This is a genomic window from Chamaesiphon sp. (assembly GCF_041737865.1).
GTDB lineage: Bacteria > Cyanobacteriota > Cyanobacteriia > Cyanobacteriales > Chamaesiphonaceae > Chamaesiphon.
The window spans coordinates 1-20,444 of sequence record NZ_JBGSQZ010000086.1 but is presented as its reverse complement, the minus strand read 5'-3'; the positions used below and the strand labels follow the sequence as shown (position 1 = coordinate 20,444).

20 protein-coding genes are annotated in these 20,444 nt (G+C 45.8%); 9 read left to right on the top strand and 11 right to left on the bottom strand.

Features of this window, described 5'->3' with window-relative positions; all coding sequences use genetic code 11:
- Window positions 1-153: 153 nt before the first annotated feature.
- The 5 genes from lgt to ACEW9J_RS06230 all read right to left on the bottom strand — a co-directional run bounded on the left by lgt (window position 154) and on the right by ACEW9J_RS06230 (window position 4,716).
- Window positions 154-1,014 carry a prolipoprotein diacylglyceryl transferase gene (gene lgt / locus ACEW9J_RS06250; RefSeq protein ID WP_373544293.1) on the bottom strand — a complete coding sequence of 287 codons (861 nt, stop codon included), beginning with the start codon at window positions 1,012-1,014 and terminating at the stop codon, window positions 154-156.
- 180 nt (window positions 1,015-1,194) lie between these two features.
- Entirely contained in the window at window positions 1,195-2,154 is a 960-nt protein-coding gene (locus ACEW9J_RS06245) for a hypothetical protein (protein WP_373544275.1), read from the bottom strand.
- 19 nt (window positions 2,155-2,173) lie between these two features.
- Window positions 2,174-2,761 carry a nucleoside triphosphate pyrophosphatase gene (locus ACEW9J_RS06240; RefSeq protein ID WP_373544274.1) on the bottom strand — a complete coding sequence of 196 codons (588 nt, stop codon included), beginning with the start codon at window positions 2,759-2,761 and terminating at the stop codon, window positions 2,174-2,176.
- 27 nt (window positions 2,762-2,788) lie between these two features.
- Entirely contained in the window at window positions 2,789-3,334 is a 546-nt protein-coding gene (psbP, locus tag ACEW9J_RS06235) for a photosystem II reaction center PsbP (RefSeq protein ID WP_373544273.1), read from the bottom strand.
- Window positions 3,335-3,630: 296 nt separating this feature from the next.
- Window positions 3,631-4,716: an AI-2E family transporter gene (locus tag ACEW9J_RS06230; RefSeq protein WP_373544272.1), complete on the bottom strand. Its 1,086-nt coding sequence runs from the start codon at window positions 4,714-4,716 to the stop codon at window positions 3,631-3,633.
- 185 nt (window positions 4,717-4,901) lie between these two features.
- On the opposite strand from ACEW9J_RS06230, the gene murJ reads away from it, so the two are divergent.
- Window positions 4,902-6,527, top strand: a complete 1,626-nt coding sequence (gene murJ, locus ACEW9J_RS06225) for a murein biosynthesis integral membrane protein MurJ (RefSeq protein WP_373544271.1) — start codon at window positions 4,902-4,904, stop codon at window positions 6,525-6,527.
- Window positions 6,528-6,851: 324 nt separating this feature from the next.
- Complete coding sequence (locus ACEW9J_RS06220) at window positions 6,852-7,886, top strand: protein kinase (protein WP_373544270.1); 1,035 nt, start codon at window positions 6,852-6,854, stop codon at window positions 7,884-7,886.
- Between the two features lie 298 nt (window positions 7,887-8,184).
- Here the strand turns inward: ACEW9J_RS06220 and ACEW9J_RS06215 are convergent, their stop codons facing one another.
- On the bottom strand, window positions 8,185-8,319 hold the full coding sequence (locus ACEW9J_RS06215) for a hypothetical protein (protein ID WP_373544269.1): 135 nt from the start codon (window positions 8,317-8,319) through the stop codon (window positions 8,185-8,187).
- 86 nt (window positions 8,320-8,405) lie between these two features.
- Here ACEW9J_RS06215 and atpD point away from each other — a divergent pair, with 86 nt between their 5' ends.
- From atpD to ACEW9J_RS06200, 3 genes are all read left to right on the top strand, one after another.
- Window positions 8,406-9,857: a F0F1 ATP synthase subunit beta gene (gene atpD / locus ACEW9J_RS06210; RefSeq protein ID WP_373544268.1), complete on the top strand. Its 1,452-nt coding sequence runs from the start codon at window positions 8,406-8,408 to the stop codon at window positions 9,855-9,857.
- A 154-nt stretch (window positions 9,858-10,011) separates the two neighbouring features.
- Window positions 10,012-10,413, top strand: a complete 402-nt coding sequence (atpC, locus tag ACEW9J_RS06205) for an ATP synthase F1 subunit epsilon (RefSeq protein WP_373544267.1) — start codon at window positions 10,012-10,014, stop codon at window positions 10,411-10,413.
- A gap of 171 nt (window positions 10,414-10,584) precedes the next feature.
- The gene (locus ACEW9J_RS06200; protein ID WP_373544266.1) at window positions 10,585-11,049 is read left to right on the top strand and encodes a phosphate-starvation-inducible PsiE family protein; all 465 of its coding nucleotides are present in this window, start codon (window positions 10,585-10,587) and stop codon (window positions 11,047-11,049) included.
- A 3-nt stretch (window positions 11,050-11,052) separates the two neighbouring features.
- Here the strand turns inward: ACEW9J_RS06200 and ACEW9J_RS06195 are convergent, their stop codons facing one another.
- Both ACEW9J_RS06195 and ribBA read right to left on the bottom strand, forming a co-directional pair.
- The gene (locus ACEW9J_RS06195; RefSeq protein WP_373544265.1) at window positions 11,053-11,805 is read right to left on the bottom strand and encodes a pentapeptide repeat-containing protein; all 753 of its coding nucleotides are present in this window, start codon (window positions 11,803-11,805) and stop codon (window positions 11,053-11,055) included.
- A gap of 309 nt (window positions 11,806-12,114) precedes the next feature.
- On the bottom strand, window positions 12,115-13,788 hold the full coding sequence (gene ribBA / locus ACEW9J_RS06190; protein WP_373544292.1) for a bifunctional 3,4-dihydroxy-2-butanone-4-phosphate synthase/GTP cyclohydrolase II: 1,674 nt from the start codon (window positions 13,786-13,788) through the stop codon (window positions 12,115-12,117).
- 194 nt (window positions 13,789-13,982) lie between these two features.
- On the opposite strand from ribBA, the gene argC reads away from it, so the two are divergent.
- Window positions 13,983-15,044 (top strand): N-acetyl-gamma-glutamyl-phosphate reductase, encoded by a 1,062-nt coding sequence (argC, locus tag ACEW9J_RS06185; protein WP_373544264.1) that lies wholly within the window; start codon window positions 13,983-13,985, stop codon window positions 15,042-15,044.
- 251 nt (window positions 15,045-15,295) lie between these two features.
- Window positions 15,296-16,492 carry an MFS transporter gene (locus ACEW9J_RS06180; RefSeq protein ID WP_373544263.1) on the top strand — a complete coding sequence of 399 codons (1,197 nt, stop codon included), beginning with the start codon at window positions 15,296-15,298 and terminating at the stop codon, window positions 16,490-16,492.
- Window positions 16,493-16,544: 52 nt separating this feature from the next.
- Here ACEW9J_RS06180 and ACEW9J_RS06175 read toward each other — a convergent pair whose 3' ends face one another.
- A complete protein-coding gene (locus ACEW9J_RS06175; protein WP_373544262.1) occupies window positions 16,545-17,396 on the bottom strand; it encodes a DUF72 domain-containing protein in 852 nt (283 codons plus the stop codon).
- Window positions 17,397-17,453: 57 nt separating this feature from the next.
- Between ACEW9J_RS06175 and ACEW9J_RS06170 the strand changes: the two genes are divergently transcribed.
- A complete protein-coding gene (locus tag ACEW9J_RS06170; RefSeq protein WP_373544261.1) occupies window positions 17,454-17,621 on the top strand; it encodes a hypothetical protein in 168 nt (55 codons plus the stop codon).
- 27 nt (window positions 17,622-17,648) lie between these two features.
- On the opposite strand, the gene ACEW9J_RS06165 is transcribed toward ACEW9J_RS06170, so the two are convergent.
- Window positions 17,649-18,920, bottom strand: coding sequence for a sensor histidine kinase (locus tag ACEW9J_RS06165; protein ID WP_373544260.1), 1,272 nt, complete (start codon window positions 18,918-18,920; stop codon window positions 17,649-17,651).
- 385 nt (window positions 18,921-19,305) lie between these two features.
- Here ACEW9J_RS06165 and ACEW9J_RS06160 point away from each other — a divergent pair, with 385 nt between their 5' ends.
- Window positions 19,306-19,632 (top strand): DUF3155 domain-containing protein, encoded by a 327-nt coding sequence (locus tag ACEW9J_RS06160; protein WP_373544259.1) that lies wholly within the window; start codon window positions 19,306-19,308, stop codon window positions 19,630-19,632.
- A gap of 71 nt (window positions 19,633-19,703) precedes the next feature.
- On the opposite strand, the gene ACEW9J_RS06155 is transcribed toward ACEW9J_RS06160, so the two are convergent.
- On the bottom strand, window positions 19,704-20,240 hold the full coding sequence (locus ACEW9J_RS06155) for a cofactor assembly of complex C subunit B (protein ID WP_373544258.1): 537 nt from the start codon (window positions 20,238-20,240) through the stop codon (window positions 19,704-19,706).
- Window positions 20,241-20,444: the final 204 nt, after the last annotated feature.

The window sequence follows — 20,444 nt, the reverse complement described above, 5'->3', positions numbered from 1 at the left end:
TGGTTGATAATGAATTTAGAGGTAGAGTGTGTTAGGCGCAAGCCGCATGAGCACCAGTATCCTAGTTTTAACGAAAATTAGGAGTTTAAATCCCCAACTTAACTACCCAATTATCAATTAATTTAACTCTTGACTGTTAACCGATGAGCTAATTTAGACTACATCGGGTAAACTACGTCGCCGAATGTATAGCCATGATAACCCGATCGAGCCAATGGCAATTCCCGCTAAACTAATTACTTGGGCCATCCTGAGCGAACCAAACATCAAACTATCCGTTCGTAAACCTTCCACTCCAAATCGCCCGATACTATAAGCAATTAAATAAACTAAGAAGATCGAACCAGTTCTCAGTCGATGGTGACGATTATCATTAATAAATAACCACATTAGGACTATAAATACTAACAAATTCCAGAGAGATTCATACAAAAATGTGGGGTGAAAATAATCAGAATTAATATATTCAAACGGACGACGATCTTTGGGAATATACAACTTCCACGGGAACTCCGTCGGACGACCAAAAGCTTCTGAATTAAAGAAATTTCCCCATCTGCCGATCGTTTGCCCCAGAGCTACCGAAGGTGCGACAATATCGGCTAGCTGCCAGAAGGACAACTGCTTGAGTTTAGCAAAGATCGTCGCAGCGATCGATCCCCCGATAATCGCGCCATGAATGGCAATACCTCCCTCCCAAATCTTAATAATTTGCTCTGGATGTTGAGAGTAAGTTTGCCATTCAAAAGCAACATAATATAACCGCGCCGCTGGAATCGCCCCTAATATTAACCAAATCGCTAAATCCGCGATCGCTTCAGGATCGATATTGCGGGATTTTGCCAACCGCATCGATAAATTGACACCAACTAGGACTGCGGTAGCGATTAATACGCCATACCACTTCAATCGAAAACTTCCCAACCTCAAAATCTCTTCGCCTGGGGATGTAAATTGAAAAGCAATTAAGGGGTGTCCTAAACTATCCCCAGTAGGAATCAGCCCAGAAAACATCGCTAGATCCAAGTAGGCGAAGGTGGAAAATAAGTTTTCTACTCCCAGTGGGAAATTGATGAACTCAGCTAACATATTAGATCGGTTGACATTAAATTAGTTGATAATTGGGTAGTTAAGTTGGGGATTTCAACCTTTGTTTTTCGTGAACATCGACGACTTTGAGGTTGACAATTTGCCTTAGATATCCAGATCTGCTAACAGCCACTCCATTCGCTCGGAATTACTATTATTTCCCAGCGGTGGCTGAGGATCGGTGCTGATGCCGATATATTCAGGGACAAATTTATCCCAATGTCCTGAAGAATCGATCGATTCGGTGGTACTACGCGAGACTGTCGGCTTTACTTCAATGGGATTTAGGTGTCGCCCCCAGTGTTGTTGTCGATCGGGTATTGTTGATGGTGGTATTGCTGATGCTGACATAAAGTCCTCATCTTCTACCCATTCTTCCCACACAGATCCATCTTCATCGATCGATAGATCGATATCGTCATCTATGAAGCTAGATTCAAGGTTTACTTGGTGTTTTGTCCAGCCTGACGGCTCATTTGTCGCTGGTGGGTGCTGTTGAGGTTCCCCAGCGGAGATGGGATTGGCATCGGGTGTCTCGGCTAATTCTTCACGATATTCCTGGGGAGATCCTGCGGGAGCCGATGCGAGTTGTGGATCGACTAGCATTGCAGCTTGAGTCAATCGTGCGACTAGATCGGCTGAATTTAATCTCTGGGAACCACTCGCGACATCGATCGATGGTTGTAATCGATCGATCGATTTATCACTCGGTAGCGCATCCTCCTGAGATGATTGAGATCGATCTAGAACCGTCAAAATCGCCTTCACCCGATCTAAGTAACCTTGCACGAGTCGATGACTGACAACAATTTGGTCGATGTGTAGTTGTTGAAGCTTAATATAGCTATTACGTGTCACCAGATCTCTACCTACTTCATGCTGGATTTCTCCTGTCAGTAAATTAATTTTGGTACGGAGATATTCACTACTAGAAGACTGACTATTAGTGTCTTCAGTCATCCGAGTAGTGACATCCAACTCGCTAGCATCACGTACTAATAATGCTAGAGCTTGATGAATTTGTCCGGCTTGCAGTTTTTGGTGAAATATTTCGCTGGAGATCATAGTTTTGAGATAACAGGACTCACCAATAGCTACTGAGATCGTAACCTAGTTCGGCAAGCATCGATCGGAGTAATGGCAAGCTTAGACCAATCACATTACTCTGACAACCCTCAATTTTGTCAATCAAGGCACTTCCTTTGCCTTCTAGAGCAAAACATCCCGCACAGACTAATGGTTCGCCTGTGGCGATATAAGCTTGAATCTGAGCATCTGAAACTCGACCGAAATAAACCTGAGTAATTCCACATCGGACGACTTGTCTAGATTGGGTTTGGTCGATTAATGCGTGTCCAGTGTACAATGTCCCCTGATTACCGCGCATTTGTTGCCAACGGGTAAATGCTTCGGCTGCATCTCGTGGCTTACCATAAATTTGATTATCGACAACTAATACCGAATCGCAACCCAGTACTAGAGCATCATTTACCTGGCTCAAAACAACTTCCGCTTTGCGCTGTGCTAATGTCTCCACTAGGGCGATCGGATCTGTCAGTTGAATCTGAGACTCATCAAAGTGACTCACACACACTAAAGGATTTATCCCGACGCTCTGGAGCAGTCGTCTACGTGCGGGAGAAGCCGAAGCCAAGACAAAGTTAGTAGTCATAGTTTTAGTAGCTAATCTAGTTGCTGCTTATGCCACACTAAAAGAACTGACAACTTCTTCAAATACCTTTTTCATTTTTGTCCACCGTCGATCGGTAGTAGAAGCATTGAAGGTAAATAATTTACCACGACTGATCGCGACACTGGCGATATTGTGGCGACGACTATTAGGTAATTTGACATCATATTCGAGGATGTAGTAGATTTTACCTTTGACTTCATTAGTTTCAGCACTAATCAACTCGGCTTCCCGTCCCGATCCTGGAGGCGCGATCGCATTTTTCCCCAGTTTATAGCCGACATCGGAAGCCGTGCCGATATCGCTCAGTTTTTTATCTTTATCTACTTGGCTGATGACAACACTGACATTTTCGCTAGACTCGATCAAGTCATGAAAGATAATATCCGCGCCTTTGGTAGTTTTGACAGCCACCCAACCATTAGGATAGAGAAATTTGTAGCCATCACCAGTGTCGATATAGCCTTGAAGTCCAGCAGCTTCAACGGGGGCGACATTAATTTGTAATATTATTGCCAGTGCCACGATTAATGACACGGTAATTTTTTTCCACATGAGGTTCTTTATTTAATAATTATGTATCGGTAATAATTATAGACTTACTTGCTGCTAACGCTGAAATTCAGAGACCCCGATTGAGAGGATGTCTGAAAAGTCAGATCCCAGGTAGTCTAGCGATTGTATCTCGATCGCACCCACAACCGTCGGGGAAATAGGGCGGGCGCGCATCGCACGCGGCTACATTTGCAAAACCCGCGAAGGCGGGTTAAAGGAAACGCTAGGGGACTCCAAATACAAGAGCAAGCCGCTATCAACTATCAACTATCAACTATCAACTATCAACTATTTACCTACTCACTATCGATCGACTCTCCCGCAAATTCTGGGTGTGAAGCATTATGAGACTGTTTGCGGATGAGATCGATCGTGCCGTTAATAGTACCTGCGATCGGCACTGCGACGATTACACCTAACAAGCCAGCAATTTGTCCGCCAATCAAGAGACAGATCAAGATGCCGATGGGGTTTAAGCCAATAAACTCACCCATCAATCTGGGAGCTAACAAATTATCCTTAACTTGTTGAATCACAATTGAAGCAATTAAGACAGAGATCCCCAATCCAAAGTTTTTTAACATAATCACGATCGTCACCAGCCCGATCCCTAAACTAGCACCGATAAACGGAATCAGTTCGGAAGCACCAATAAAAATCGCGAAAGATAGTCCGAAGGGGACTTTTAGGAAAAAGAAAGTGGGGGTGAGTGTCGATGCCATAAATGTCCCCAAGATCAACTGGCTGATGAAGAAATTCTGAAAATTCAGCCGCAATGATTCACTCAGGGGCATCCCAATGCGATCGGGGATCAAGGCCACAATTCCCAGCCACAGCCTATCGCCATAGATTAACATATAGACCGATAGCACGACGATCGATAGGGCATCGATCGCACTAGATAAAGTACCTACCGCCAATCCGACTACTTGAGCACCGACAGTCTGGATTTGGGTATCGATTTTGGCATTAATCTGGGTTCGCAATACATCAAAGTCGATCGGAAAGCCTTTGCCTCTGCCCCATTCTTCCCAGGCATTAATATTGTCATTACTTGCTTGTAGCCATTCTGGGATCTGTTTGATTAGTTCGGTAGTTTGATCGAACGCACTCGGAACTACCGTCACACCTAAAATTACCAGCAACGTCACCGTAATTAATAAAACTCCAATAATCGCGGGTACCCGCCGAAAATGTACTCGTTCGAGTAGTTTAACTGGGTAATTGAGTAAGAATGCGATCAATGCCGCGATCGTCAAAATGGTAATCAGATGCTCGAAATATCGAAAAAACTGAGATAGTACCCAGATATTGAGTCCAACGATCGGAAATCCTAACCCGATGAGTAGTAAGTTATGAATATTGGTGGGGAAACGTCGCATTGGGTATCGATCGGGAACGATTGCTTATTCATTAGTTTAAGCGAGGATCGACCTCTAAACACCGACCTTGTCCAGCGATCCTGGGCAGGATACTCACAATAGGCAACTTAGAGGGTGAAGATCGATCGCTGATTTATTGACAAGTCGATCTAAGATAGGTGGGTATCTACTCCCGTTGAAGATTTGTGACTGAATCGAAAAAACCAATCCGATCGATCGCCAGCATTGCCGGAATCGTAGCTGCTGCAACCCTGATTAGTAAAGTATTCGGACTAGTTCGTCAAGTGACACTAGCTGCCGCTTTTGGTAATGGGATTGCGATCGAAGCATGGACTTATGCCTACGCCATCCCTGGATTTTTATTGATCTTGCTCGGTGGGATGAACGGGCCATTTCATAGTGCGATCGTCAGTGTCCTTGCCAAGCAAAAAGATAAATCTGAAACAGTGCCGATTGTTGAGACAGTGACGACGATTGTGGGGATTATTTTAATCGGTGTGAGTATCCTCATTTTCTGCTTTGCCAGCAATGAGATCGATTTGAGTGCGCCCAATCTCATCCATAGTGGTGACGAAGTTAGAGGTGCATTAGTTCGCCAAAGCGCGATCGAGCAGTTGCAAATCATGTCAGCAATAGCAGTATTCGCAGGCTTGATTGGAATTGGATTCGGTACTCTCAGTTCGGCCGATTTGTACTGGTTGCCCTCGATTAGCCCGCTGATATCTAGCTTTACTACCATTATCGGCGTTGGGATCTTAGCTATTTATTTGGGAAGTAAAATTGCTCTGCCCGAATACGCCCTCTTGGGCGGCAAAGTCATCGCCAGTACGGTATTATTGGGCGCGATGCTTCAGTGGTTGATGCAGGTGATTACCCAGTGGCGGGTAGGATTGGGGACGATTAAACCGCGATTTGAATGGCGAAGACAGGGAGTCCAGGATGTATTGAAAATTCTCGGCCCAGCTACATTTTCTTCTAGTACGCTGCAAATCAACTTATTTATCGATAATGCTTTTGCTTCGGGCATCGTCGGCGCAGCTTCAGCGATGCAGTACTCAGGAATGTTAATTCAGGCTCCATTGGGGATTATTTCTAATGTCATTTTAGGCTCTCTGTTACCAGAATTCTCGCGGTTAACCGATCCCGACAATTGGACACAACTCAAGGATCGGATTCGCCAAGGATTGACTTTGACGGGGATTGCGATGATGCCGCTGAGTGCGGTAATGATGGCTTTGTCTTACCCGATCGTCAAAACAGTCTATCAAAATGGTGCCTTCAAAAGCGAAGATTCCCGATTGGTTGGCTCGATTTTAATTGCATCGAGTTTAGGAATGTTTATCTTTCTGGGGCGCGATGTTTTAGTCCGAGTGTTTTACGCGCTCGGCGATGGCAGTACGCCGTTCAAGATCAGCATGGTAAATATCTTCTTCAATTTTCTATTTGACTATTTGTTCTGGAAACCATTTGGTGCGGCAGGGATTACATTATCGACGGTGTGTATCAATCTCATCTCTTTCTTGACCATGTTATTCTTACTCGATCGACGGTTGAATGGTTTACCGTGGCGAGGATTTCTACCACTGGTGGGGATATTTATCGCTAGTGTGGTCACAGGCGGCATAACGTGGGGTGTCAGTTATGGTTGGGAGCAATTTGTCCCCGTCAGTAATAAGGTGACGCTGTTGGTGCAATTGGCTTTGTCTGCGGGGATTGGTTTGGCTGTGTTCGTCGCGATCGTCTCTCAGCTCAAATTACCAGAATTCGATCGGTTCGTCATCCAGATCCGGCAAAAAGTGTTCAAAAAGTAGGCATCTCTGCCTGCGAAAGTCAGGCTTTAGGCTTTAGGCTTTAGGCTTTAGGGGAAGTTTTAGCACAAGTTGGATCGGGCAGGAAACCTGCCCATGACCCATACCCAATCGGACAAGAACAGTATTATCAAAGATTTTGCTTTCACTTTCGCAGGAGGTCGATTCTATCGACCATGCGGTATCATCTCAATCTTGTCACTAGATGAAGATCGCCGCCAACCGTTAAAAGTTACTTAAATTGGCTGAATATTGTTTAGAGCAGAACAAGTATGATATTCAACTAGCTGCTGTTTCAGTAGTATCGGGATCGTACCGATCGACCCTGTGAGGAGCAATGCTGCAATCGATCGATCTATCCTCCCAGCAAACTTCGAGCAGGAAATAGTGGAGCGCGACGAAAGTACAACGATGCCATTAGAAAGCGATGTAGATGAAGGCGAGATCCTGGCTCAACGGTATGCAATTCAATCGCGGTTAGGTCGAGGTGGTTTTGGGATTACATTTTTGGCTCGAAATATTTACTTGCCAGGACAGCCGTTGTGTGTTGTCAAAAAGCTAGCACCACAATTTACCGATCCTCAACTAATTGCGACCGCTCGCAAACAATTCGATTTAGAAGCACTGAGTTTGAGTCAGTTGAGTAGTCACGCTCAAATTCCCTGCTTACTCGATTATTTTAAGCTGGGGACAGATCTGTACTTAGTCGAAGAATACATTCCAGGTGTCGAGCTAACCCAGATTGTCAGCAAAAAGCGCAAATTTACCGAATCGGAGGTCGAAACTTTTTTGACTCAAATGTTGCGGTTGTTAGATTATATTCACAATCATCATCTGATTCACCGCGATCTTAAGCCTCAAAATATTATCCTCTGTCGAACCGATCGCCGCTTTGTACTAGTAGACTTTGGTGTAGTCAAAGAGATCGCCACCACACTCAGACAGGCCGACAGAGACAGTATGGCAGTCGGTACTCCAGGATTTGCCCCGCCAGAACAATTAGCCAATCGCGCTGTCCCTGCTAGCGATCTATACGCACTGGGGATGACTTGTATTTATCTATTAACAGGCAAAGAACCAGATCGGTTTCCCACCGACGATCGCACTTGTGAACTAATTTGGGCAGATCCAGCCGAGATTAGTGAGGGATTGAGTGAAATCATCAGTAAAATGATTCAAATTCCGCTAACTGAACGCTATCCTTCAGCCACAGCAGTCCTGTCAGCCTTGGAGAATCGATCGATCCGCGCAAAACTACGGACATATCTCGATCGCAAACGTGCCATTTCCAATAGCCAAAGTAGCGGAGATCTAGACTGCAATTACCCTGCGGTCGTACATTGGGCATTGGGAATTGGCTGATAAAGCGATCGAGACTAGTTGAATTAATTGAGAATTGATAATTGAGAATTGAGAATTGATGATTGATGATTGGGTTGTCCTGCGGGGGATTTAAACCTCTGTTCTTCGTTAAACGCGTTGTTCGATCGAGCTGCCGAGCTGCAACCGCGTTGGTGTTGCGGTGATTATCTGAAATAGTCATAAATATCCACAGCACCGTGCGCGTTCGATGATAGACTGAATAACAGCATTGCACAATATTAAAAGTAGCTAACAAACAGAGATCGATTTAGGAGACAGCGATAGCGGTTGTCGATCGTTATACTTTAGCGTACGATCGACCGATTAGAGATTTATCTGTCCGATCGAAGGTGCAGATACTTGTGAGGACTGACACCCAAGCAATAAGATCGATCGCTGACAACTGCTCACCCGACAATCTGGTTTGTGACATTAATTCGCCAAAGCCGTTTGTATAGCCTCGGTCGAGGCTATACAAACGCTATAGACAAAATCACACAATAATTAAGTAACGCGCACATGGCTAGCACCGCAGAAAAAACCAACGTGGGGAGACTCACTCAAATTATTGGCCCAGTTGTGGACGTAGAATTTACTGGTGGCAAGATGCCCCAGATCTATAGTGCCCTCAAAGTTGAAGGCAAAAACGAAGCTGGACAAGATGTGTCCGTAACCTGTGAAGTTCAGCAACTTCTGGGTGATAACCAAGTTCGTGCCGTTGCCATGAGTACCACCGATGGGTTGGTACGCGGGATGGATGTCATCGATTTGGGCGCACCGATTAGCGTACCCGTTGGGACGGCTACTTTAGGTCGGATTTTTAATGTCTTGGGTGAAACCGTAGACAATCAAGGCCCTGTAGCTACTGAAGAAAGATCCCCCATCCACCGCGATGCTCCCAAACTAACCGAACTAGAAACCAAGCCATCCGTTTTTGAAACCGGAATCAAGGTCATCGACTTACTGACACCATATCGTCGGGGCGGCAAAATCGGTCTGTTTGGTGGTGCTGGTGTAGGCAAAACCGTGATCATGATGGAACTGATTAATAACATTGCTACCAATCATGGTGGTGTATCGGTTTTTGGTGGTGTGGGCGAACGTACCCGTGAAGGAAACGATCTCTACAATGAAATGATGGAATCTGGAGTAATCGATAAAGATAACCTCAGTAACTCCAAAATCGCTCTAGTCTACGGACAAATGAATGAGCCACCCGGAGCAAGAATGCGCGTTGGGCTAGTTGCATTGACGATGGCAGAATACTTCCGCGATGTCAACAAGCAAGATGTATTGCTATTCATCGACAACATTTTCCGCTTTGTCCAAGCTGGTTCCGAAGTATCGGCACTCTTAGGTCGGATGCCTTCAGCGGTAGGTTATCAGCCTACCCTGGGTACAGACATGGGTGACTTACAAGAACGGATCACTTCGACGAAAGAAGGTTCGATTACTTCCATTCAAGCTGTATACGTACCTGCGGATGACTTCACCGATCCTGCACCTGCGACTACCTTTGCTCACTTGGACGGTACTACCTCACTATCTCGTGGTTTAGCAGCCAAAGGCATCTACCCAGCAGTAGATCCGCTGACTTCTACTTCGACGATGTTACAACCGTCGATCGTTGGTGCAGAACACTACGATACTGCTCGCGCTGTACAATCTACGCTCCAACGCTACAAAGAATTGCAAGATATCATTGCTATTCTCGGATTAGACGAACTTGCCGAAGAAGATCGTCTGATCGTTTCGCGGGCGCGGAAAGTCGAACGCTTCCTCTCGCAACCCTTCTTCGTTGCTGAAGTATTCACTGGTTCTCCTGGTAAATACGTCAAACTCGAAGACACCATCAAAGGTTTCAAGGCGATCCTCAATGGCGAACTAGACGACCTCCCAGAACAAGCTTTCTATCTTGTTGGCGATATCTCTGAAGCCAGAGCAAAGGGTGAGAAATTACTCAAAGGCTAGGATTAGGCTTTAGGCTTTAGGCTTTAGGTTGTGAGGACAGATACATGTACCTGTCCTCACAACCTAAAGCCTGAAACCTAAAAATCTCAAAACTTAAAATCTAAAATTTATACCTAAAACCTAAAACCTAACACCTAATAACTAACACCTAAATATGACACTAACTGTAAGAGTAATTGCCCCAGATAAGACTGTATGGGACGGCACAGCAGACGAGGTAATTTTACCTAGTATCACTGGACAATTAGGGATTTTGAGCGGTCACGCATCGCTTTTGACAGCTTTAGATACTGCGGTAATGCGGGTTAGAGCTGGTAAAGATAAATGGACTCCAATTGCCTTAATGGGTGGCTTTGCCGAAGTTGATAATGATGAAGTCACCGTACTAGTTAATGGTGCGGAATTGGGCGAAAAAATCGATCGCGAACAAGCACAAAAAGAATTTACTGAAGCCGAACAAAAGTTAGCTGCTATTTCAACAGGTAGTCGTCAAGAGCAAATTCAAGCTAATCAAGCTTTTAAACGAGCAAGAGCTAGACTTCAAGCTGCTAGTTAGGATAGTTGATAGTTGACAGTTGACAGTTGCTGAATATCGATCTGGTATTTTAATAAATATAATTAAACCCTTCTTATCGATCGATGAGAAGGGTTTATTGTTATGATATTGGTGACTAATAGTGAGTAAATTAGGTCGACACGATTCTTTTTCATAGCGGCTACACTAACGATGATGCAGATATTCAGAAAATTTAAAGTTATACTGACTGAAGATGAAAAGTTTTTAGAAACGATCGAGTCGATCGAAGGTATCGTTTCTAAGATACTATCGATCGGGATGGTTCTTGTGACCTTTGTCGCGATCGCTCAGTTAAGTTATGCTCTAATTGAGAAAATACTGCTGACGATCGAGCGACCGAGTAATGATAGTTTTAATAGTACCTTATTTGAATTATTCGGTCTATTTCTAAACGTTTTAATCGCGTTAGAAATTCTTGAAAATATTACTGCATATCTCAGAAAGCACGTAATTCAGGTAGAACTAGTAATTGTGACATCGCTAATTGCTGTTGCTCGAAAAATCATCATTCTTGACTTAGAAAAGAAAAGTAGCAGTGACTTAATTGCCCTAGCTGTAGCTGTCTTTTCACTATCAGTTGGTTATGCGATCGTGCGTCAAATTAATAAAAGATAGTAGTTAAAAGCCACTATTCCCAACACCAGACGGTAATGGTGCAATGATGCGGGTACCACCAGGAACTAGGCGTTTAGGACTACCCAACCCTAGCGGAATCTTGTATGGGGGCGGACGACGAAAGGTGGGACTACTTTCGACATTGATATCGACATTGACATCGGTATTTTGAGGCGCATTTATATACTGACGGGTGCCGTCACGCGAATATTCTGGGGTAGATGCAGGTAAATCGTTTGTTGCTGAAGGATTGACTCCTTTAGCACCAATTAGATTAGCACTAATGAGCGAGGTACTACTGAGATTAGCACCTGTAAAATCTGCTAATGCCAGATTCGCACCAGCTAAATCGGTATTTGTGAGGATGGCACTTCTAAAATTGGTATTAACTAGATTAGCATAGGAAAGATCTGTGCGCGTGAGATTGGTACTAGTAAAATTAACATTAATTAGACTAGCTGCTTGTAATACTGCATTAGTGAAGTTTGCATTAGTGAGATTGGCTCCAGTGAGATTGGCTCCACCTAAATTGGCATTAGTAAGATTGGTTCCAGCTAAATTTGCTCCAATCAGATTAGCAGCTTGAAGATCGACATTTACTAGCTGTTTCTGACTGAGATCCACCCCACTGAGATCGCAGCCGATACATTTGTTGCTACTGAGCAGGGTTTGGAGATCTGCTGAACTATAGGCATCAGCGGCGGGAACGATCCCGATCGAAAGTACCACGCACCATAAATACAAACGGTAGTTCATCCGGTTAGATTCTCCGATCTTGCAGGGTTTCAAGGTCACAAAATTGACGCATTCATTTATCATCTGAGTGTTGAGTTGGTTTGTACATTCTCAATCCGGTTCAGTGAGTCAGCGGTTAACAACACATTGTCATAGAAACGAACTAATTAATTTGGTAGTTCGTTTCAACGAACTTTAGCTATTAGCACCCAAATTTATTTGAGGGCGGTGTTTGAGCGCAGCTAGGAGTCATCGATCGAAAATCCTCAACCAGAACTGAGGTCAATAGTCAAAATATTTAAACCGCCCTGGCGACTTCGATTCTGTTGACTAACTGAAGCTATAAATCACCTGAAGTTCTAATTCTGAACTCAGAGTTGACGGTAACTGGGATTTGGGGTGCGTGTGTCGATCGAGTTGCATTTGTAGCCCAGTGAGCGGATCTTGTCCATTAGCCACTAGAAATTCCAAGCGATTGACTTGGGGGATGGTGGCGATCTCATCGAGAATTTTGACGATCGCTTGAACGTACGGATGGCTGCGATCTTTGTACCAGCCTTCGATTGCCAGATTTGCTTGGTCGAATCCTAGATGAAAAGTGAGTGAAGGATTGCCAAATAAAGCCGTCCCCACAGGTCGAGCTTCTTCTTTGAGCAAGACATCATGAATCTCGGCAATGTGCCGCAATTTGTCTAATCGATCGTACCGTGCGGTAATTTCTAATGGCTCTTCATTCCAGGTAATCCCGACTGTTACCAGATAGGTTTGGAGCAGCATGTGACCGAGTTTTTCAGCTTTGGTAGTGAGGTAGTCATTATTATATTCATTAGCTTCAATCAGGAGTGGGACTCGATCGACAATTTTCAAGCCATAGCCCTTGAGTCCAGCAATTTTGCGAGGATTATTGGTGATCAACCGAATTTTGCTAATACCTAAATCGTTTAAAACCTGAGCACCGACTCCATAATTGCGGAGATCTGCGGGGAACCCCAGCCGATTATTTGCTTCGACGGTATCTAACCCTAGATCTTGGAGGGAATAGGCTTTGAGTTTATTAATCAACCCAATCCCGCGCCCTTCCTGACGCAAGTAGACAACTACGCCTTCACCTGCATTCTCGATCATTTTTAGGGCTGCTTGGAGCTGCATCCGACAGTCACACCGGAGCGAACCGAGTGCGTCACCAGTCAAACATTCAGAGTGCATCCGCACCATAATCGGTTTGTCGATAAAATCAGCCGGATTGCCCTTGACAATTGCGACAGTTTCTGTATCGTCTAAGAAATTGCGATAGCCATAGATCTGAAATTGACCAAATTGGCTGGGAAGCTTGGTAATTGCCTCTCGATGAACGAATCTGTCGTGTTCAAGACGATAACTAATCAGATCGGCGATGCTAATAATCTTGAGATCGTGAAGGCGGGCATAAGTAACTAGATCTGCGAGTCGTGCCATCGAACCATCGGGATTTTGGATCTCACAGATTACCCCTGCTGGCGACAAACCAGCAAGCCGAGCTAAGTCTACCGCTGCTTCTGTGTGTCCTGCTCGTTTTAGGACGCCGCCATCTTGGGCGCGGAGGGGGAAGATATGACCTGGACGGCGGAGGTCTTCGGGCTTAGTATGAGGATCGATCGCTAGTTGAATAGTGCGGGTGCGATCTTCGGCGGAAATCCCTGTCGTGACTCCCAATTTTTGAGTAGCATCGATACTGACGGTAAAAGCTGTTTGATTGGGATCGGTATTATTCGTCACCATCAAGGGGAGATCCAGACGATCCAATTGGTGTCCCATCATCGCTAGACAAATTAAGCCTCTAGCATGGACAGCCATAAAATTGATACTTGATGCAGTTACTGATTCAGCAGCACAAATCAGATCGCCCTCATTCTCCCGATTCTCATCATCTACCACCACGACCATTTTGCCCGCTGCGAAGTCTATTAGGGCGGTGGCGATCGTGTCAAACTCAAAATTGGACAGGTCAGTAGAAGAAGTTGCTATCACAGATCGGTAAAATGTTGCTAAACTATATAGTCCATCAAAGCAAGTCAAAACTCTAGATCGACGTCAATGTAGAGAAATCCACATTGCCGCGCCGTAAAATTCAAAAGTAGTTTTGAATCCAGGGTTGAACTAGTTTGTGTTTCCCACCATGAATATGGTAATCACTTCTTATTATATAGGTCATAACATTCATGGGTGAGCAGATTAACCGTCTTCAAGTCGGGATCGTCGGTGCGTCGGGCTATGGGGGTGTCCAGTTGGTGCGCTTATTACAAGATCATCCGGCGATCGAGATTGCCTATTTAGGTGGAGATAGTAGCGCGGGTAAAAAGTTTGGCGATCTCTATCCCCATCTGGCTCACGTTGTCAATATGACGATCGAACCGATCGATGTCGAGACGATCGCCAATCGCTGTCAGGCGGTCTTTCTGGCTCTCCCCAATGGTTTAGCCTGTGAGCTAGCACCCAAATTAATCGCTAAAGGCTGTAGTGTCCTAGATTTATCGGCAGACTATCGATTTACAGATCTCGATACCTACACCCAATGGTACAAAATCCCTCGGATCGATCGCGAGACAGCCGCAACTGCTGTCTACGGATTGCCCGAACTCTATCGCTCCAAACTCCGAGATGCTAAACTCGTCGGCTGTCCTGGCTGCTATCCTACCGCGAGTCTGCTCGCCCTCTCGCCCCTACTCAAGCAAGGCTTGATCGATGCAGATACCGCCATCATCGATGCCAAATCCGGCACCTCCGGCGGCGGGAGACAAGCAAAAACCCACCTCCTACTCGCCGAAGCTGACAATAATATCTCAGCCTATAGTGTCGGCGGGCACCGTCACACCCCCGAAATCGAGCAAGTGTGCAGCGATCTGGCTAGCCATGAAGTGAAAGTCCAATTCACACCCCATCTGATGCCGATGGTGCGCGGCATCCTGGCAACTGTCTACGCGACGATCCGCGATCCAGGCTTAGTGACTGAGGATGTGATTACGATCTACAAAGCTTTTTACCGCTCTTCGCCATTTGTCAAAGTACTCGAAGGTGGAGTTTATCCCCAGACGAAATGGGCAGCAGGAACCAACCTCTGTTACATCGGGGTAGAAGTTGACGTTCGGACCGGACGGGTAATTGTAATTTCCGCGATCGATAATCTGATCAAAGGTCAAGCCGGACAAGCAATTCAGTGTCTCAATGCGATGATGGGTTGGGATGAAACGCTCGGATTACCACAAATGAGTTTCTATCCTTAAAGGTTTTTTGGAAAGTATAATTTACCGCTCCTTAACCCTAGAAGATCCCCCCAGCCCCCCTGTTTAAGGCTGGGTAGATTTCTCCGATTAAGTTGTTTTGAACTAATCAGCTCCTACAACTACCCTCTACCCTCTATCCAAAGTCAACCTCTAACTTTCGCCAGAGGTCTATTGATATCTGTCTAAAGGAAGAGGGATCGATGCCCTAAAAATTGGCAGGATTTTTACATGGACTATCAATTTTTACGGTTGTGCCTACAAATACAGCTCCGTCCGCTCCCAAGCGCAGCTTACAGGCACTAGACCGACTCAACCTTTCGTTGGGTGACGTGCGAGATGTTTTTGAACCGTACCTGGCAATCTTTTTGACTGCCGAGCGGCAGTTCGATCCAGCGCAAGTTGGGATTATTCTCGCGATCGCCAATATTGCTGGCATCATCGCCCAAACGCCGATCGGGGCGGTAGTTGATGCCTCCAAGTACAAGCGACAACTGATTGCGATCTCCTCGGTGGCAATCGCGATCGGCTATCTGATGATTATTAATGTCCGCTCGTTCCCAGTCATACTCTTAGCACAAGCCGGAATTGGTATCGCTGCGGTGACGATTATTCCCGCAGTTTCAGCCATCTCCTTGGGACTGGTGGGACAAGAGCGTTTTAGTCGTCGGATCGGTCGCAATGAAACCTTTCACCGCAGCGGTAATGTGGTGACTGCCATAATTGCGGGTATTCTCGCCCAAATTACTGGACTTGCCTGGATTTTTTACCTGCTGATATTTTTGTGTATTGCTACCACGATCCTCGTCTTTCAGATTCGCGATCGCGATATCGACAATACAGCAGCCAGGGCTGGCGGCGACGATCGATCGCAGACGAGCGGGATGGATTTACTCAAGGATCGCCCACTGCTGACCTTCGGTTTGGCGGTATTTCTATTTTATGCAGCCAATGCTGCTTTACCCCTATTGAGTCAACATCTCACAGGCGGTCAGGCAACCGCCGCCTCTGGCTTCATTTCTGCCTTCATCGGAGTTGCCCAATTGACGACGATTCCCGTGGTGATCTGGGCTAGTAAAGCTGCTGATGTTTGGGGTCGCAAGCCGCTACTATTGGTGGCGTTTGCTGCTACCACCGTACGCGCCTTGCTCTACGGGCTAAATGCCAATCCGTGGTTTGTACTGTGGGTGCAAACGCTAGATGGTCTGGCGGCGGGGATCTTGGCAGTCGCGATCGCGATCGTCGTTGCCGATTTGACCAAAGGCACGGGTCGATTCAACCTCGCGCAGGGCGGGATTTATACAACGATCGGGATTGGGGCAGCAGTGGGTAATTTGGCGAGCGGATTTTTGGCAAAAACTGCCGGATTTCCGATTGCCTTCTTGATGCTTTCAGCCGTTGCCGCCCTCGGTAGTGGCTGGTTGTGGTTTGCCATGCCCGAAACTAAATGATCGTTACCAAAATTAAGTCGATCGATTTAAGGCGATCGAGATCGGACTGAGATTAAAATAAATCTAACTGAACTGGCATAGTAACCAGTTCGGGTAACGGATTGAGTGCAATGCCCGATCGGGTGAAAATCTGGTGTAGGTAACGAGCATTAATCGGCGATCGAGCCTCGATCGGACAATGGACGAACAGATATATTTGAGCATCTCGCTCCAACCATGCCTGAATCTGGCTCGTCCACCCCTCCAACCACACCTGATTCGCCGATCGCACGGGATGCGAAACATATCTAATCAGGCTAAAAGGTGCCGTCAGACTTAATTCAACTGGGACGCGAGGTTTTTTGCACTCAATGGCAGATCCCCACTCTGGAGCTGCCTCATAAATCGGGCGAGAATCGAGGATAACTCGCCCCACGCTCAGTCTAAACAATAACTCCGTCAACTGCTCTCGATGGGGCGATTTGAACCAATCTAGATGCCGAACTTCGACCGCTAAAGCAACTTGACGCGGCAACGCCGTCAGAAATGCTGTCAAGTCCGCTAGTCCCCGCGCATCGGGTGCATAATGCGGTGGTAACTGAATAAACATCACCCCCAATCTCTCACCCAATTCCTGCATCTGGGTGATAAATGCCTGAGCGGGGACAATCTGCGGCATCAGCAGTCCGCTGTGAGTAATATGGCGCGGAAACTTGAGGCAAAACTTAAATTCAGTCGGGGTTTGAGCGATCCATCGATCGATTGTAGCTCGATCGGGAGTTGCATAAAAAGTTGTATTCCCTTCCACTGCGGGGAAATGATGGCTGTAGATCCGCAAAAATTCCCGCGATGGTGTTTTCGGTGGATAAATTTCACCGATCCAGCCAGGATAAGACCATACAGCACAACCGATTGAGATAGGCATTATCACCTCTTGCATTAAAGCAAAGTTACTAGTGTTTTAGTGGATGGTGAATGGTGGATGGTGGATAGTTTTAGCACTTATGAGCAGGTTTTGAAGTTATTTTTATCAGTCTTTAATGATGAATTGCTAAATACTAAGTACTCCCTTCCCACCAAAGAAATAGGCATTCATGATTCACTATTCACTATTCACCATCCACTATCCACCCCTACACTAGATGTCTAATTTGTCACAAGTCAGGGAGTAGCTAAATTACTCACCATTAACTAACTGCAACCAGAGCATAAACTCAGTACCTCGATCGCCGCCTGGAGGTGGACTAGTAACTTCAATTTTGCCGTGCATATGCGTGACTAATTCCTTGGCGATCGCCAGTCCCAATCCCGTTCCCGCAATACTTCCGTGCGCTTGGACACCGCGATAATGACGCGTAAATAAGTTGTCTAAATCTTGGGGTGGAATACCCATTCCGGTATCGCGAATACAGATCTGGAGCTGAGAGTTTCCACTGTCTGCTAGTTCGACATCGATATCGACTTCTCCTTGAGCGGGAGTATATTTCAAGGCATTGTCGATGAGATTGCTCAGTACTTCTCGCAGGGCGGCTGGATGAGCTTGCACTAATGGCAGATCGCGAGGAATATGAGTGTATAAATTTAAATTTCGGTCTTGAGCGATCGCTTCAGCCGAGACAACCAATGGATCGAGTACATCTGTCAATTGACAGGACTCGATCCGAAAAGCAGCATCGGGAAGTAATAAATTCGCACTGTAAGAACTAGTTTCATTTTGGACGGCTGGTAGCGATCGCAATCTGTCACCATCAGTGATTAATGGAATATCTATCGCACTTTCTAGATGTTTTAATAATTCTTGTAATCGATCGCTTTCTCTGACGATACTTCCTGCGAAACCTCGATTGGGATCTCCTGGCTGAAGGCGTTTGATTAATAATTTACCAAATGTCCGAATTGCTGTCAGGGGATTGCGAAGTTGGTGCAACAGATTGTGTAAAAGATCCTGTTGCTGAAGTTGCAATTGCTGTTGCTGCTTGAGTTCTCGCGCGATCCAATTGTGTCGGCGATCGAGAATCCCTGCAAGGGCGATCGTTTGGGCGATCTGTTGAATTTCTGTCTGCTCGGCGGAGTTCCACGGCTCGATCTCTCGCGTGGTCGCCAGCAGCCCCAAAATCGTCCCATCTGACACTAGTGGTAGCAGGATCTGATGACGTTGGCTCTGGGACTCATCTGCACCCCGTTCGGGCGATTTTAGCTTGGCTAAGGTCGTAACTTGGCGATCCTCATTGCCAGCTAGTTGTCTGGCGAATCGATCTGGAAAGCTGGACGTACTATCCATACTCTGATTCATGACCTCCGACCAAGCGATCCCAGTTTCTGGATAGATCGCTATTGGTAATAATTTTGACTCCCCACCGCCTTCTAGTTCCTCCGTCATATACACGACGCTCAAACTCGCGCCCAAGCTATCTGACAACAGTCGTAGCTGTGCGCGACACAAAGCCATGAATTCAGAACTCGCAGCGGTAGACACGATTTTGGTTGGTTGGTTTTGGTTTATCAACTTATCTGGGCCACTAGCAAATAGCCGCTACTAAACTATTTTGGCACGATCGCTGTCTTTAGAAGCCAAGCTGCTCGATCTGAGTTGCTAAGATCGCTAAATTTGTCAGGATCTAAGATCGACCGTCTGGTTAAGATTTGTTACGAATCTTAAAATTTAGTATCGTTAAATTACCAGTATAACTTTAGTTTTTCTTTATATTGGTGGATTTGAGCAGATTAAGGAAGGATTTTGGTGGGGCTTGAGTTTTTAGACTAGAGCGGATAGAATAGCGACGGCTTTTGTAACAGACATTACATCTGTCTGAACTAGAGAGGAGGTAAGGCGGTTGGCTAGAAGACGTAAACGAAAGAGTCGGAGACGGCAAGAAGGGCGGAGAATTTTGGAGCAGGTGCCACAGTTCAGCATTGAAAGTGGTGAAGATAAACCTGTGACCGCTGCACGTAAATATATCTTAGCCGAAGGTATCAATCCACCAGCTCTGCTGTTGGTCAAACGCAACGAACACACGACAGATCGTTATTTTTGGGCGGAGAAAGGTTTATTTGGCGCACAATACGTCGAAGAAAACCACTTTCTATTTCCCAGTCTGCGATCGCTAGAGCCAGAAACAGAAAGTCAACAACTAGTAACTGTTGGCAGCAGTATCTACTAGTTAGCTGACTTTCTAGGCAATATCGATTTTTCATAGTGAGCACCCAAAAGCGATCGCGTTTGGGTGCTTTTTTATTTTATATCTTCACGGACACTTAATTGCAGCACGGACTGAAATACTGCCAATTCATCTCGATGTCCGCTGATTCTAATCGAAGTTGAGGATGGTTCGCCATCTTGCACTTCTACTTTGAGGCGGACTTGCTCGGTACGCGAAGATCCTTCCCAATAAAACCAGCCAGCCAACGGTGCGACGAGAACGAGCACTAAAAATAAATTGCCGATATCGGGGAGTACCATCGATAGTACCAATGCTAAGCACAGTCCACCCACAGCCGCTAAACCAGTCAGTAGCACTGTCAAAAAGACACTCGGACGTACTACTCCTTCAAAAGTGATAATATCGGTATCTCGATCGACAGCGGCAATCTTGTAAGCTCGCTCTGTAAAGTACGCTTGCAAACGTGGTAATAGGGCTACTTCCGATTCGCTAGTCTCCAGCACCATTTGCTCGATCCGAGGTTTAGTCGAAGCCCGAATGAAGAAAAACAACCCGATGGCTAGCAGGATTGTGAGAATAAATGTGGAGGTGAGGACGTTTGTATTCATTGATGGTAACAGTTGACAGTTGATAGTAATGTAGGGTGGGTACTGCCTAGGCTGTTGACTCTGTACCCTTTTTGAGGGTGAAAATTCATGCAAAATGGCGATGTCCCTGTGAGCGCAAATCCTTGTTGAGCATGGGATTTGCGCTCACAGGGACACCAAAAAATGTATGAACGAAAAATGCGGAAATGCCAACAAAGTCAACAG